Consider the following 15,834-nt stretch of genomic DNA (forward strand, 5'->3'; position numbering starts at 1 on the left):
TATTACTGCTTATATGTATAAATGATAATAAGCGGATTATCATCCGCGCCCAACGCCTTCAAGGCTTCGGGCATATCTTTCAAATATCCTTCTTCTTGTAATCCGCTGACCAGATCGTATGTTACTACCTGAGCGCTTGTTAGGCCATTCATAGCAAACTCCGGCCAGAAAGGAACACCCTGATCGACATCGTTGGTCAAACCAATTACATTGTTCCCCGGTATCATCCGGCTGCACGACAGATAGGCTTCGGGAACACGGCATGAAAGGCAGGTTCCGTCTTCCTTCGAATAACGCTGAATATAAATTTCTCCGGCCTGTGTAACACGTAAGTATAAATAACGCGGCGTCTCGAAGAAATCATACAAATCCAAATCCGTATCTTGAATCGGATTATTCTTTCGCTGACGAATATCCGCTACATCCGTATAGAAAGCCTCCCGATTCTGCCGTGCCAGACAATAAGCGGGTTCGATACCTTCAGGCGAAAGACGGAACACAGTATCATTGCAGGTTGAGAAAGCCAATGCTGATTTACCGGCCGGAACAAGCATCGGATTCTCCATATAACTGACGTCTTCGGCCAATGAAGCTTCATACGGATCGATCTTCATCGTAAATTCTCCACCTTTCTCTTTCAAAGCAGCCAGCCAAGCATTCGGATACATTCGCAAGCCTCTCATCGCGATATGTTGTTCATCCAACAGAACGGCCGAGCTACTACCTTGCAGGGTTGTATCAGACAGCTGATACTGCCCGTCAAAACCATATACCCGAGGTGCTTCTCCATAACAGAAGATATAAAGCTGCTGATTGGCTTCGTCGATTGCCAGATCGCTCACCAGCGTATATTCTCCAGGTCCGTTGCCCGCACGTCCGATTGTCCGCACGAATTTGCCTGCACGGTCGAACTGCAAGACCTGGCTGGTCTTTCCATTATAGATAAAAAGGTAATCGCGGCTGACTTGCATCGAAAGAATATTGCTGATCAGACAAGAATCGTTCGTCTCCAGTGGAATATACTCTATCTTCTCCACATCATCCGATACCGGGATAACGTCTTGCTGTGCCAATTGAGTACGAACCGGAACTGTGATCACACCTTCTCCTTCTTTTGATGGCGACTGGCAAGCTACCAACAAAGAACCTGCTAATACTGCTGCAGTAAAGTAATGTAAGTTTTTCATAAATACCTGTATTAAAAATGAATTTCACAAATATACGATTACCCAGGCAAAAAGTAAGTATGATAGTTCATCTTTTTCATCTGTCAGATATATAACTCGGAAACTTTATAATTGCCTAACATAAAAAAGGGAAGCTCCCAAAGAAACTTCCCTATCTTCATTTCTATGTATTCGCTATTAAATAGACGAGATGCGTAAGGCATCCAGCAAATCACGATTAATTGGTTTATCGTTCTTGATCGCTTTAGAGAAAGGAACATTGACTATTTCATCGTTTTGGACACCGATCATCACATTACGCTGACCATCGAGTAACGCATCAATAGCCGCAACACCCATACGAGTAGCCAAGATACGGTCTTGAGCCGAAGGAGAACCACCACGCTGCAGGTGTCCCAAGATAGAAACGCGGACATCAAACTGTGGATATTCCTTCTTCACACGTTCAGCTACGCCCATCGCACCGCCTGTTACATCGCTTTCAGCCACCAGGACGATACTACTGTTCTTTGATTTACGGAAACCGGTTTCGATCATCTCTGCCAACTGGTCTTTTTCCAACGAGATTTCCGGGATAATAGCTGCTTCAGCACCCGAAGCAATCGCTCCGTTCAAAGCCAAGAATCCGGCATCACGACCCATGACTTCGATGAAGAACAAACGCTCGTGTGATGTAGCCGTATCACGGATCTTATCGACACATTCCATGATGGTATTCAATGCTGTGTCGTAACCGATCGTCACATCCGTACCATACAAGTCGTTATCGATTGTACCCGGCAGTCCCACGATAGGCATATTGTATTCTTCCGCAAAGATACGGGCACCTGTCAGTGAACCATCACCACCAATAACTACCAGCGAGTCGATGCCATGTTCCATCAGCTTGTCGTAAGCCTGCTTACGTCCTTCAGCCGTCTTGAATTCAGCACAACGAGCCGTCTTCAGGATAGTTCCTCCACGCTGGATTATATTACTAACATTCTGTGTTTTGAACTCTTCGATTTCATCCGTGATCATTCCTTTATAACCACGATAAATACCTTTTACCTTGAGCCCTTGATAAATAGCAGCACGTGTCACGGCACGGATAGCTGCATTCATACCCGGAGCATCACCTCCTGAGGTTAAGATTCCGACACACTTTATTGCTGGCATAGGATTTAAATTTAAATGTTCGCTGCAAAAGTAGTAATTCTTCTTTTACGGCGCACGCTTTAGTGAACAAAATGTTATCAATTTTCGTTCAACCCTTAACGGGCTGATTCAATTCTCTTACTCTTTCTGCGATTTCTTCCATCAACCATTTCGGCGTGGAAGTCGCACCGCAAACGCCTACACGCATGACTTGTTCGGGCAAACGCTCCGTAATTTCGGATGCCGAAGAAATGAATTGCGTATTGGGATTGGCTTTCCGGCATTCTTCGAAAAGCATCTTTCCATTGGAGCTCTTCTTGCCGGCCACAAAATAGACCCAGTCGTGTTCCGAAGCAAAGCGCTGAATATTCGGCAACCGGTTGGCAACCTGCCGGCAGATCGTATCATGATACTGAAATGAAACTTCCGGAGAAATCCGTTTCTCTATCTCTGCGACGATTTGCCGGAAACCATCGAGCGACTTGGTTGTCTGCGAAAACAAGGCGATATTGCGGTTGAAGTCGAGTTTATCCAAATCTTCCACCTTCTCGATTACGATTGCCGTGCCTTCCGTTTGTCCGACCAGGCCATTCACCTCGGCATGCCCTTTTTTGCCATAGATTACTAACTGCGTATGACTGTCGCGCGTTTCCTGATAACACCGGTGAATTTTCTTCTGCAACTGCAAAACCACCGGGCAGGTTGCATCTACAATCTGAATCTGATTCTGTTTGGCTACCGCATAGGTTGAAGGCGGTTCGCCATGCGCCCGCAACAAGACCTTCTCTCCTTTCAGCCGGGCAAATTCCTCATGATCGATTGTTCGCAGGCCCATTGCTTCCAGCCGTTCCACTTCCAGACTGTTATGCACAATGTCACCCAGGCAATACAGAATATCCGTATTCTTCAGTTCCCGCTCCGCACTGCTGATGGCATTCACCACACCAAAGCAGAAACCCGATCCGCTGTCTATTTCGATGAACATACCGCAGCCTCAAATTTATCACGCAACCACTGTTTCTGTTCCGGGATTGTCATATTCGAATTATCCAGCACCAACGCATCCGGCGCCTGACGCAACGGACTCTCTTCGCGGGTGGAATCAATATAATCCCGTTTCTTTACATTCGCCAATACTTCTTCATACGTAGTCTGCTCGCCTTTGGCCTGCAATTCTTCCAAACGGCGGCGTGCCCGTACTTCCGGTGAAGCCGTTACAAAGACTTTCAGTTCTGCATTTGGAAAAACAACCGTACCGATATCACGGCCGTCCATCACGATGCCTTTCGCCTTGCCCATTTCCTGCTGCTTGGCAACCATGGCCCGACGGACAAAGCCCAAAGCAGCCACCAGACTGACTTTATCGGCTACTTCCATGCTGCGAATTTCCTTTTCTACCTTTTCCCCGTTCAGATAAGTATCCGGACGACCGGTTTCGGCATTGTACCGGAATGATATATCCACCTTGTCCAGATCGGCTTTCAATGCCTCTTCCTGAATCTTGTCACCCTGAATATATCCTTTCCGCAGGCAATACAGTGTCACTGCACGGTACATGGCACCTGTATCAATATAAATGTAACCAATCTCACGGGCCAGATCTTTCGCCATCGTGCTTTTACCACTCGACGAATGGCCATCAATTGCTATGATAATCTTTTTCTCCATATATAGATTCTTACAACTTGAAATCAGATATATAAGTCGTCACCGTAATCATCATCGACAGGGCCGACGGATGATATTTGGCCAACGAAGCACTCACGTCAAACATCTTGACATGAATACCGGCTCCTGCCGAAAAGCCACTCAAGGCATTTCCTCCGCTCAGCTTCATATCCATCGCCCGTTTCGGATTATAACCAACCCCAACCCAGAAGTTATCCGACGGAAGCCAGTCTACACCAACGACGAAATGCTTTAACAAAGCTTGCGCGAACGAATCGCCGTCGTATTCTTTATCCGAATCATCCACATAGTCGAACTTCCAGCGGTTCAAATGCACGGCCGTCAATGAAATACGGATCGGAGCATGAGCCATCCGCTTGCTGATACCCATCTGGATATCCCACGGCATCTTCTGCCGTTCGTCATAATACGACTTGAACTGTGCTCCGATATTCTTCAAGACAAAACCGAAAGAGAAATTCTTCTCAGAGTCGTAATAACTCAATCCGGCATCTACGCCCATCCCGAATGAATTGTATTCGGCCATCGAAGAATACAGGAACTTCAGAGAAAGGCCACCGCGCCATTTCTCACTTAAATCATACGAAAAGAAGCCTTGAATGTTGATGTCTTTTGCTGACAAATCGCCCGTCTGCTGGTTTTCTTCCGTATAACCCGGTATCTTGCCATAGCTGAAGAAGCTGGCTCCTACGCCCCACGCTCCTTTTTCCTTAAAGGCCTTCGTATAGATAGCGCTTCCGATATTTACATCCGAAATATAATTCATATAATTCAGATTCAACATATTGTCCATTTCTTTCCCCAACAAGGCCGGATTATGGAAACCCAAGGAAGGATCACACTCCACTACCGATATATTGTCGCCGCCCAAAGCACTGACACGGGTAGAAGAAGGGATACGAAGAAAGCTGTACGCTTCATCGCCCAACTGCGCATAAATCGTAGTCGCCCACAGGCTTACCAACAGAAAAAACAGGATTTTTCTCATACTTCTTTTATAACAGAGTTCAAAGATACGCCGATTTCATGTAAAGAAAACGGATAAAAAAGTAAAAAAGTATATGGAAGAGTGATTTATTGCGCTAAGACAAGACACAGGCCATGGTTGAATACAGTCAGGACACACCTTTTTATAAAGAAATTGGCAGAACTTCGGATGAAGCCCCGCCAATTCCAAACTTATATGCTTATGGCAAACATATTGATCAACGGATAAACAGCAATTCCCGATATTTCGGCAACGGCCAGCTCTGGTTATCGACCATCAGTTCCAGATCATCAATGTGATCACGGATATCATCCAGATAAGGAGCCACCGTATCATGATAAGCAATTGCCTTTTCACGCATATCGGTAATCCGGTTCGCTTTCTTACGAGCCTCTACCATTTCATCCACCTTCGTGGTGACAGCGGCAATGTGGGCAGAAATTTTACGGATCAGACGACGCGGTTCGGCTGAAACAGTTTCATATTCTTCTGCCGAAAATACATCTTTCAGACGCGTTACGTTTTCAAGTAAAATCGTCTGATAACGGATCACCACCGGAATGATATGATTCAACGATAAATCACCCAGTACACGGGCTTCAATCTGTACCTTCTTGATATAGATTTCCCACTTCACTTCATTACGGGCTTCCAGTTCTTTCCGGCTTAATACGCCTGTCTCTTCAAACATCCGGATAACATCCGGCTTCAGATAAGCATCATACTGCAACGGCACACTGTTCTCACAGTCCAGTCCGCGGCGGAAAGCTTCTTCCTTCCAGGCTTCGCTGTATCCGTTACCGTCAAAACGGATTGGTTTAGATTCTTTGATATAGTTTTTCAGCACCTCAAAGATAGCCGCTTCCTTGCTCTTTCCCTCAGCCCGCAGCGATTCTACATCCGATTTGAACTGACGGAGCTGATAAGCCACGGCCGAATTCAGGGCCAGCATGGCCGAACCACAATTGGCCGACGAGCCCAAGGCACGGAATTCAAAACGGTTTCCGGTAAAGGCAAACGGAGAAGTACGGTTACGGTCGGTATTATCCAAGAGCAGTTCCGGTATCTGTCCGAAGCCTAAGTGCAGACGTTTCTTGTCATCCACTTCAATGGCATCCTCAATTGAACTGTTTTCAAAGCGATCCAGTATCTCAGAAATCTGAGTACCCAAGAATGTAGAGATAATAGCTGGAGGCGCTTCGTTGGCTCCCAGACGATGAGCGTTGGTAGCCGAAGCAATCGAAGCCTTCAACAAAGCATTATATTTATAAACAGCTGTAATGGTATTGACAATAAAGGTAATGAAGCGCAGGTTGTCTTCACGGTCTTTCCCCGGCGAGAACAAGTTGATGCCCGTATTGGTTCCCATTGACCAGTTGCAGTGCTTACCCGAACCGTTTACTCCTTTGAATGGTTTCTCGTGCAACAGTACCCGGAAATTATGGCGGCGGGCTACCCGTTTCATCACCGACATCAGCAGCTGGTTATGATCGTTTGCCAGATTACATTCTTCATAGATAGGCGCAAACTCAAACTGGTTCGGAGCCACTTCATTATGACGCGTCTTGACCGGAATACCCAATTTGTAACATTCTACTTCCAGGTCTTTCATAAATTCCTGCACACGCGAAGGAATTGCCCCGAAGTAATGATCGTCTAACTGCTGGTTCTTGGCACTTTCATGTCCCAGCAAGGTTCTTTCAGTCAGCGATAAGTCCGGACGAGCCGAATACAAGTCTTCATCAATCAGGAAATACTCCTGTTCCCATCCCAAGTAGGCAAACACCTTATTCACATCGTCACTGAAATACCGGCAAACCTCGGTTGCCGCATTGTTCAACGCTTCGATCGAGCGGATCAGCGGAGTCTTATAATCAAGAGCCTCGCCGGTATAAGCGATAAATACAGTCGGGATACACAAGGTATCATCAACAATGAATGCAGGAGAAGACGGATCCCAGGCAGAATAACCGCGGGCCTCGAAGGTATTGCGCAAGCCTCCGTTCGGAAAACTCGAAGCATCCGGTTCCTGTTGTACCAGCAGCTTGCCACTGAATTCTTCAATCATACCGCCATTGCCGTCGTGTTCGACAAAGGCATCATGCTTCTCGGCCGTGCCATCAGTCAACGGCTGGAACCAGTGTGTATAATGTGTCACACCTTTTTCGAGTGCCCACATTTTCATCCCCGCAGCTACATGATTAGCGATCTCGCGATCAATTGGCGTACCGTTATCGATAGACTGGGTCAAAGCTTTAAAGGTTTCTTTGGAGAGATACTTCTGCATAGTCTTCTGGTTGAAGACGTTTTCTCCAAAATATTCCGATACTTTCTGATCGGGTGTACTGGCTTCCACAGCCTTCCGGTTGGAAGCTTTTTCTACTGCATTAAAGCGGAATATAGACATAACGTACTTATTAGAAAATGTTTCGACTGCAAAATTAGAGAAAGAAATTGGAATATTACCATACCTAAAAGTAGAAAGTCGATGGTTGGGCTATACAATTCATTCCTTCCTGCCTAGACCTTGTTCCGAACCTGCCTGAATAAAAGATCAAGAGTCACGAAGAAAACTTTAGTTCACGCCGGGAATTACTTAGTTCACGTCGGGAACTACTTAGTTCACGCCGTGGATTACTTAGTTCACGCCGTGAACTAAAGTTTCTCTCGTATCTTTCTACTTTTTAATACACCATATTTCTATCTTTTCCAGGCGTCTTTCTAACAATTTACTTTCAGACACAGCCCTGTTTTTCCCCGACCTGCAAGAAAAACGAAAGAAAAAAGTCCAAATCCTTTTGATATTGTAAAAAAAGTCTCATATTTGACCCCGGTTTAAGTTGATATTCAAAAATTGAGGAACAACAATGGAAGCGACACCGAAACCCTATAAAATTGGTTTAGCGCTCAGCGGAGGCGGCGCCAAAGGATTTGCACACCTGGGCGTTTTTAAATTATTAGAAGAAAGTGGACTGAAACCGGAAATCATCTCAGGAACAAGTGCAGGCTCACTCATGGGTGTATTATTTGCCGACGGATATTCGGCCGAAGAAATCAAAAACATGTTTATCGGAAGAGAATTCTCTGAATTTGCACAATTACAGATTCCAAAATCCGGTTTATTCAACTACGATCGTTTTCAGGACTTTTTAAGACGACATTTACGGACCAAGCGGATTGAAGATCTGCCGATTCCGACAGTAATCGTTGCCACTGATCTGGATCGTGGTTGCAGCCATGAATTTCGTTCAGGACCTATCGTTGAAGCTGTCACCGCATCCTGCTGTATGCCCATTGTATTCAGTCCGGTTCTTATTGATGGCGTACATTACGTAGACGGCGGACTTTTCCGGAATTTCCCGGTTTCGACCATACGTGACGAATGCGAATACGTAATCGGTGTAAACGTAAGTCCGCTGATTCCTCAACGATACAAACAGACCCTTTTGCATATCGCCCAACGAACGTATCATTACGTATTCAAGGCAAATGCTATTGAGGACAGAGAATTATGTGATATACTAATTGAAGCTAAAGAAGTGGGACTTTACAAGACATTTGATCTGGAAAATATTAACCTGATTTCTGAAATAGGCTATGAAGCAGCAGTCGAGGCTTTTCAGAAAGTAGTACAGGAGAACAAACACGAAACCCTGATCAAAGCCATAAACTCACACCCAAACGGCATGCTGCCATAAATCGTCAATAATAATTCAAAAAATATGGAATCAAGAAAAACAGAAAAGATGATCATCTATCAAGTGTTTCCCCGGTGGTTTGGAAATACAAAAACAAAACTAATCCGTAACGGAAGCCTTGCAGAAAATGGAGTAGGCAAATTTTCGGATTTCACGCCATTGGCACTGAGTAAAATCAAGGAGTTAGGAACCACACATATCTGGTATACAGGAGTTATCGAACATGCTACAAAGACAGACTATACGGCCTATCACATACAGAAAGACCATACAGCCGTTGTAAAAGGTAAAGCCGGTTCGCCTTATGCCATCAAAGACTATTACGATATCGATCCGGATTTGGCCGACCATGTGGAAAACCGAATGGAAGAATTCGAGGCTTTGGTAGCCCGGACCCACGAGGCCGGCATGAAAGTCATCATCGATTTCGTTCCGAATCACGTAGCGCGGCAATATCATTCGGATGCCCAGTACAATTTCATCGAAGAACTCGGACAAAATGACAACACGTCTAAAGCCTTCGATCCGAACAACAATTTCTATTACATCCCGGGACAACCGCTGACTCTTCCGTTTACGGATGATGACGACGGATTGCAATACAGCGAATTCCCGGCCAAGGCGACCGGCAATGACCGTTTTGATGCTTTCCCGACCTGTAACGATTGGTATGAGACCGTCAAACTGAACTACGGAGTAGATTATCTGAATGGCCGAAGCAAGCATTTTAACCCGATACCCAACACATGGTATAAAATGCTGGACATCCTCCGCTTCTGGGCCGGCAAAAAGATAGACGGCTTCCGCTGCGATATGGCAGAAATGGTGCCGGTCGAATTCTGGGAATGGGCTATTCCGCTTGTAAAGAAAGATTATCCGGTTATCTTCATTGCCGAAGTATATAATCCGGCTTTATACAGAAGCTACATCTTTACCGGGCATTTTGATTATCTCTATGATAAAGTAGGCCTGTACGACACCTTGCGGGCTGTTATTTGCGGACAGGCTCCGGCCAGTAACATTCCGGCCTGCTGGCAATCGCTGGAAGGTATTCAGTCGCACATGCTGAATTTCCTGGAGAATCACGACGAACAGCGCCTGGCATCCGACTTCTTTGCCAAAGATCCTGCTGCCGGAATATCCGGTCTGCTGGTTTCTGCGCTGATGAATACGAATCCGTTCATGATTTATGCCGGACAGGAATTAGGCGAAAGAGGCATGGATGAAGAAGGATTCAGTGGACTCGACGGACGCACTACCATCTTTGACTATTGGAGTGTTTCGACATTGCGCAACTGGAAGAACGGAGGTAAATTTGATGGCGGCAAACTGACGGATCAGCAGAAACAGCTGCGCCAGCAATACATCACCATTCTGAATATTGCCCAAAATGAACCGGCAATTACGCAAGGAGACTTCTTCGACCTGATGTATACCAACGAAAAGAACCGTTTCTTCAACAACCGCAACCAATATGCGTTCTTGCGGAAATACAAAAACGAAGTTATTCTGGTCGTTGCCAATTTCACCCATTCAGAACAGAATGTATGGGTAAATATACCGGAAGATGCCTTCAGAACACTCGGTATAAAAGATAACGAAGCAGCGATACAGAAAGATCTGATGACAGGAAAAGAAACGATCAGTACACTGACTACAGCCTGGCCGTTTAAAGTGAAATTACCGGCATGTTCGGGTAAAGTATTGAAGTTTACCTATTAGAAATAGAGATTATTCGGACCATATAGTTGTCCTTTTGTAATTGTTTTGTAATTTTGCAGATCAAATAATCTATTTTACTAAAGATAAATATTCGGAATAATGAGTGCACAAACTCCTTTCTTAGTATTTTCGGGAACAAATTCCCGTTACTTGGCAGAAAAAATCTGCAATAGTTTAGGTTGTCCTCTGGGACAAATGAATATTCAACACTTCGCAGATGGAGAATTCTCTGTTTCGTACGAAGAATCTATTCGTGGGCGTGATGTATTTTTAGTACAATCTACATTTCCAAATTCAGACAACCTGATGGAGTTGCTCCTGATGATTGATGCTGCCAAACGTGCTTCTGCCCATTCTATTATCGCAGTTATCCCTTACTTTGGTTGGGCACGTCAAGACAGAAAGGATAAACCCCGTGTAGCAATCGGAGCAAAATTAATTGCCGACATGCTGAGCGCAGCCGGAATCAATCGTCTGATCACAATGGATTTGCATGCTGACCAGATTCAGGGATTCTTCAATGTGCCGGTTGACCACTTGTATGCATCAAGCGTATTCCTGGATTATATCAAGAACGAACTGCCGTTAGACAACTTATGTATCGCAACTCCCGACGTAGGTGGAACAAAACGTGCCAGCAGCTATTCTAAATATTTAGGACTGCCGATGGTAATCTGCCATAAATCTCGTCTGCGTGCCAATGAAGTAGCTGAAATGCGCATCATCGGTGATGTAAAGGGATTGGATGTCCTGTTGGTAGACGATATGGTTGATACAGCCGGTACTATCACAAAAGCAGCCAACCTGATGATGGAAAACGGTGCTAAGTCTGTTCGTGCAATCGCCAGTCATGCAGTGATGTCTGATCCGGCTTCTACTCGCGTTGATCAGTCAGCTCTGACAGAAATGATCTTTACCGATTCTATTCCTTACGCCAAGAAATGCGAAAAGGTTAAGATTCTGTCTATCGCAGATATGTTTGCTGAAGCTATCCGCCGTGTTTGCAGTGGCGAATCTATCAGCTCTCTGTATACGATCTAATAACAAACAACTATACAAACAAAAAGAACCGGGTGCAAAAGCATCCGGTTCTTTTTGTTTTATCCATTATTTCATTATTCATCACGACTTCCACCTAAGAAAATCAGAATATAATACATCAGAGAAGCCAGCGAACCTAAAGCTGCTACAACATATGTATAGGCAGCCGACTTCAGGGCATCTTCGGCTTTATCATGTGTATAAACATTCGTAATTCCTGCTCTATTCAACCAAACCAAAGCACGTTGGCTCGCATTGATTTCAACAGGCAGTGTGATAAAGCTGAACAATGTGGTTGTGGCAAAAAGAATAATACCAAACAACATCAGCTGCGGAAAAGTATGCAATAACAACATGCCGCCTAATAATACCCAAGAAACAATATTGGAAGCAAAGCTCACAATCGGAACTAACGCTGAACGCATCTTTAACGGCGCATAAGCCTTGGCATGCTGAACGGCATGACCGCATTCATGTGCGGCAACAGCGGCAGCAGCTACGCTATTACTATAATAAACGCCTTCACTCAGATTGACTGTTTTGTTCATCGGGTTGTAGTGGTCAGTCAACATACCTGGAGTACAAGTGATTTGAACATCATAAATACCGTTGTCATGAAGCATTTGTTCGGCAACGTCGCGTCCTGTCATTCCATTGGGTAAGGGTACTTGAGAATACTTCTCGAATTTTCGCTTCAGGTTAGATGAAACTAACCAGCTCAATAGGGCGAATCCTATAAAAATAATCCAATACATAATTGTAAATTACTATAAATAAAATAATTCAGTTCTCAAATATAGAACAAAATCCTTACCAAACAAAGAAATGGCAGAAAGATGTGCCATATCGAACACATCTTCTGCCATTCCTGACAATATCTTTACCCGACAGAAAAAGCTATCTGCCTGTCTTTCGGTCAATTTGTCTTTTCTTTATTCTTCGGTATAACGGACAATTGTCTGCTCACGATCCGGACCTACTGAAACGATCTTGATGGGCACACCTAATTCTTCTTCCAAGAATGATAAATAAGCATTGAATTCTTCAGGGAATTCATCTTCGCTCTTCATCTTTGTCAGATCCGTCTGCCAGCCCGGTAATTCAACATAAACCGGTTCTACATCGCCATCGATTGAATAAGGGAATTCTGTTACTTCTTCCCCATTAATCTTATAAGCAACACAGGCTTTAATGGTCTCGAAAGAATCAAGCACATCGCCCTTCATCATGATCAACTGACTGACGCCATTGATAGTTACCGCATACTTCAAAGCAACCAAATCAATCCATCCACAACGACGTTTACGTCCAGTTACTGCACCAAATTCATGTCCAATCTGACCGATCTTGTCACCTGCTTCATCGAACAGTTCTGTTGGGAACGGACCACTGCCGACACGAGTACAATAAGCTTTGAAGATACCATATACTTCACCGATATTGCGAGGAGCAACACCCAAGCCTGTACAGCAACCTGCACAAATCGTATTCGAAGAAGTAACAAATGGATAAGAACCGAAATCGACATCCAGCATAGTTCCCTGAGCGCCTTCAGCCAATACATTCTTGCCGCTCTTCAATAAATTATTGATGAAATGTTCACTATCAATCAGCTTGAACTGTTTCAGGTAATTCAAAGCATCAAACCACTTTGCTTCCAGTTCCGTAATATCATAATCATAATTCAATGATTTCAGAATAGCTTCGTGTCTGGCTTTAGCGGCACTATAAATAGATTTGAAATCGCGCAACAAATCGCCTACACGCACACCATTACGACTGATTTTATCTGTGTAAGTCGGACCAATACCTTTTCCGGTAGTACCAATCTTGCCTGCGCCTTTTGCTGCTTCGTAAGCCGCATCCAGGATACGATGAGTCGGCAGGATCAAATGAGCCTTCTTAGAGATATACAATTGCTTCGTAATATCATGTCCACTGGCAGCCAAAGCTTCTGCCTCTTCCTTAAACAATACCGGATCCAGTACAACACCATTACCAATCACGTTGATTTTTCCACCCTGGAAAATTCCGGAAGGAATAGAACGCAGCACATATTTTTCACCTTTGAACTCTAATGTATGTCCAGCATTAGGTCCGCCCTGAAAACGAGCGACCACATCGTATTTCGGAGTAAGAACGTCGACTACTTTACCTTTGCCTTCGTCACCCCATTGCAATCCTAATAAAACATCTACTTTCATTGCTTTTATTTATATAGGCCGTTAATATTTCAATTGTATGCGTGACAGGCTTGCCACTTCACATACAAGCCTCAACACAATTGACAAAGGTAGTGGTTTTATTGGAGAAACCGAACGATTCTCCCCACTTTTTTCCAGTCAAGCCAATTAGAACAAGTTGTAATTCGTCCTTAAAACCTTAAACTCTGTACGACGATTGATCTGATCCGCAATCTCCTGCTGTTCGGGAGTCAGTTTCAAGATAAAGTCTTCCGTCAAAACGTCTCCTTCCTTTAAGAAATCAAACTGTTTGGCCATCTTCTTATTGATCGTTTTCGGAACACTCTCTCCATATCCTTTAGCTTCCAGCCGATCAGGAGCGATTCCTCCGGCAATCAGATAATCGACAACTGACTGGGCACGCCGCTGGGCCAGCTTTTCATTATACTTGTCTGTACCTTTCCGGTCAGTATGTGCTCCTAATTCAATCGTCACATTCGGATTATCATTCAGCATCTTGATCATTTCATCCAAAGCCTTTTTCGATTCTGGACGCAAAGTTGCTTTATCAAAGTCATAGAAGATATTCTCAATAACAACAGGTTTGCTAATCGGTGAAAGGAAGAAATCAACAATATACGTTTCACTCTTTTCTTCCGGACTGGTGTGCAGTTCATAGTTCTGATTCAGGAAACCACGGGCACTGGCCATCATGACATATTTAATATCCCGTTCCAGTTCCACTTCATAAGTTCCATCCTTTTTAGTCTGCACCTTGGCATTCAGTCCGTCTTTGCCCACAATCCGAACCGTTGCATCTTCAATTGGATATTCGTCCACATCATTAACAATCCCTTCAATCCGGACTGTTATGGTTGGTTTTTCAAACGAATAAATATGATCAAACCCACGAGCATCGTTCCGGTTCGAACTGAAAAAGCCTTTCTCTTTATTTCCCTCAAACGTAATACCGAAATCATCACTTGAAGAATTGATCGGGAATCCTAAGTTCTCTACTTTCCAATGACCTGTACTATCTTGAGTTGCCTTAAACAAATCCAAACCGCCAGCTCCAGGATGACCGTTGGATGCAAAATATATAGTTACGGAATCACGTACATAAGGAAACATCTCATCGCCTGTTGTATTAATCTCCGGACCTAAGTTTTCCATAGGACCAAAATCACTTCCTGCGACACGAGCCCGATATAAATCTTTTCCTCCAAAGCCGCCCACTACATCCGACGTGAAGTAAAGATATTTTCCATCCGGAGAAATAGCCGGATGCCCTAAAGCCGTTACCGAATCTTTTACAATCGTCGTCCGTGAACCTTTTCCCCATTTGGCACTACTACGGGTAGAAACATATATTTCAGAAGTCCGGTCGCCTGTTTCATCCTGCGAACAATACGTATAATACATCGTATTTCCATCCGCAGAAAACGAAGGCGTTCCTTCATCAAACTCCGTGTTTACTTCGTCTTCCAGCTCTTCCGGATTCAACCAATTTCCATTTTCATCTTGTTTCACCAAATAGAAGTTGTTATTATACTGGCCGGTAATTGCACTCACCTTGGCTTCTTTATCTTTTGTCCGGGAAGAAGCAAAATACAATTGATCATATTTCTCACCGGTCAGCATAGGAGAAAATTCGCCCCGACGTGAATTAAATTTCTCCATACGGCGAACTTCATACCGGGTTGGATTCTTCTTCCATTCAGGAGCCAGCTGGCAACCTTCTATCCCATTAAACGCCAACTGGCTTTCGGGATTATACATTAAATAAGCGTCATATTGTTTAATGGCCTCCGTATAACGGCCCTTCCGCTGAAGCATCTGACCTAAACGCAGATTCAAGATAGAATCCGGATATTCATACCTCAAGGCATTCATATATCCGCTGATGGCTTTGTCCGTACTATTGATCAACCGATTACATTCAGCCATACGGAAAGCGATGTATCCACGCAAGTCACGTTTCTTAGGTGAAGTTTTCGTATAAACTTTACGGTAAATAGCTGCAGCTTCATAGTATTCTCCGATACGTTGCTTTTCTTCTGCATCACTTAATTTAGCAGTTTTGCAGGAGAAGAACACCGATGACAGAAAAATACCCAGCAAACCAATTAATATGTAGGATGTATGTTGATTCATTGCTTTGGACATCTCGGTAAATATCTTACTTATAA

Annotated in this window: 12 protein-coding genes; 3 read left to right on the plus strand and 9 right to left on the minus strand. The window is 44.2% G+C overall.

Annotated features, from left to right (window positions below; genetic code table 11):
- Window positions 1-2 precede the first annotated feature (2 nt).
- The 6 genes from NEE14_RS08710 to NEE14_RS08735 all read right to left on the minus strand — a co-directional run bounded on the left by NEE14_RS08710 (window position 3) and on the right by NEE14_RS08735 (window position 7,408).
- Entirely contained in the window at window positions 3-1,187 is a 1,185-nt protein-coding gene (locus NEE14_RS08710) for a 6-bladed beta-propeller (protein ID WP_251968372.1), read from the minus strand.
- A gap of 177 nt (window positions 1,188-1,364) precedes the next feature.
- The gene (gene pfkA, locus NEE14_RS08715) at window positions 1,365-2,345 is read right to left on the minus strand and encodes a 6-phosphofructokinase (protein ID WP_251968373.1); all 981 of its coding nucleotides are present in this window, start codon (window positions 2,343-2,345) and stop codon (window positions 1,365-1,367) included.
- An 88-nt stretch (window positions 2,346-2,433) separates the two neighbouring features.
- Window positions 2,434-3,309: a 4-hydroxy-3-methylbut-2-enyl diphosphate reductase gene (locus NEE14_RS08720; protein ID WP_251968374.1), complete on the minus strand. Its 876-nt coding sequence runs from the start codon at window positions 3,307-3,309 to the stop codon at window positions 2,434-2,436.
- Window positions 3,294-3,992, minus strand: a complete 699-nt coding sequence (gene cmk, locus NEE14_RS08725) for a (d)CMP kinase (protein ID WP_251968375.1) — start codon at window positions 3,990-3,992, stop codon at window positions 3,294-3,296. Before cmk ends, NEE14_RS08720 begins: the two co-directional genes overlap by 16 nt.
- A gap of 10 nt (window positions 3,993-4,002) precedes the next feature.
- On the minus strand, window positions 4,003-5,001 hold the full coding sequence (porQ, locus tag NEE14_RS08730) for a type IX secretion system protein PorQ (protein ID WP_251968376.1): 999 nt from the start codon (window positions 4,999-5,001) through the stop codon (window positions 4,003-4,005).
- Window positions 5,002-5,218: 217 nt separating this feature from the next.
- Complete coding sequence (locus NEE14_RS08735) at window positions 5,219-7,408, minus strand: glutamine synthetase III (protein ID WP_251968377.1); 2,190 nt, start codon at window positions 7,406-7,408, stop codon at window positions 5,219-5,221.
- 460 nt (window positions 7,409-7,868) lie between these two features.
- Between NEE14_RS08735 and NEE14_RS08740 the strand changes: the two genes are divergently transcribed.
- The 3 genes from NEE14_RS08740 (at window position 7,869) to NEE14_RS08750 (ending at window position 11,462) form a co-directional block, all read left to right on the plus strand.
- Window positions 7,869-8,699 (plus strand): patatin-like phospholipase family protein, encoded by an 831-nt coding sequence (locus NEE14_RS08740; RefSeq protein ID WP_251968378.1) that lies wholly within the window; start codon window positions 7,869-7,871, stop codon window positions 8,697-8,699.
- 24 nt (window positions 8,700-8,723) lie between these two features.
- Entirely contained in the window at window positions 8,724-10,421 is a 1,698-nt protein-coding gene (locus NEE14_RS08745) for an alpha-amylase family glycosyl hydrolase (protein ID WP_251968379.1), read from the plus strand.
- Between the two features lie 99 nt (window positions 10,422-10,520).
- A complete protein-coding gene (locus NEE14_RS08750) occupies window positions 10,521-11,462 on the plus strand; it encodes a ribose-phosphate pyrophosphokinase (protein WP_251968380.1) in 942 nt (313 codons plus the stop codon).
- A gap of 74 nt (window positions 11,463-11,536) precedes the next feature.
- Here NEE14_RS08750 and NEE14_RS08755 read toward each other — a convergent pair whose 3' ends face one another.
- From NEE14_RS08755 to NEE14_RS08765, 3 genes are all read right to left on the minus strand, one after another.
- Window positions 11,537-12,217, minus strand: coding sequence for a zinc metallopeptidase (locus tag NEE14_RS08755; RefSeq protein ID WP_251968381.1), 681 nt, complete (start codon window positions 12,215-12,217; stop codon window positions 11,537-11,539).
- A 177-nt stretch (window positions 12,218-12,394) separates the two neighbouring features.
- Window positions 12,395-13,666: an adenylosuccinate synthase gene (locus NEE14_RS08760; protein ID WP_251968382.1), complete on the minus strand. Its 1,272-nt coding sequence runs from the start codon at window positions 13,664-13,666 to the stop codon at window positions 12,395-12,397.
- A 147-nt stretch (window positions 13,667-13,813) separates the two neighbouring features.
- Complete coding sequence (locus tag NEE14_RS08765) at window positions 13,814-15,799, minus strand: OmpA family protein (RefSeq protein ID WP_251968383.1); 1,986 nt, start codon at window positions 15,797-15,799, stop codon at window positions 13,814-13,816.
- Window positions 15,800-15,834: the final 35 nt, after the last annotated feature.

The organism is Parabacteroides sp. AD58, from assembly GCF_023744375.2.
Lineage (GTDB): Bacteria > Bacteroidota > Bacteroidia > Bacteroidales > Tannerellaceae > Parabacteroides > Parabacteroides absconsus.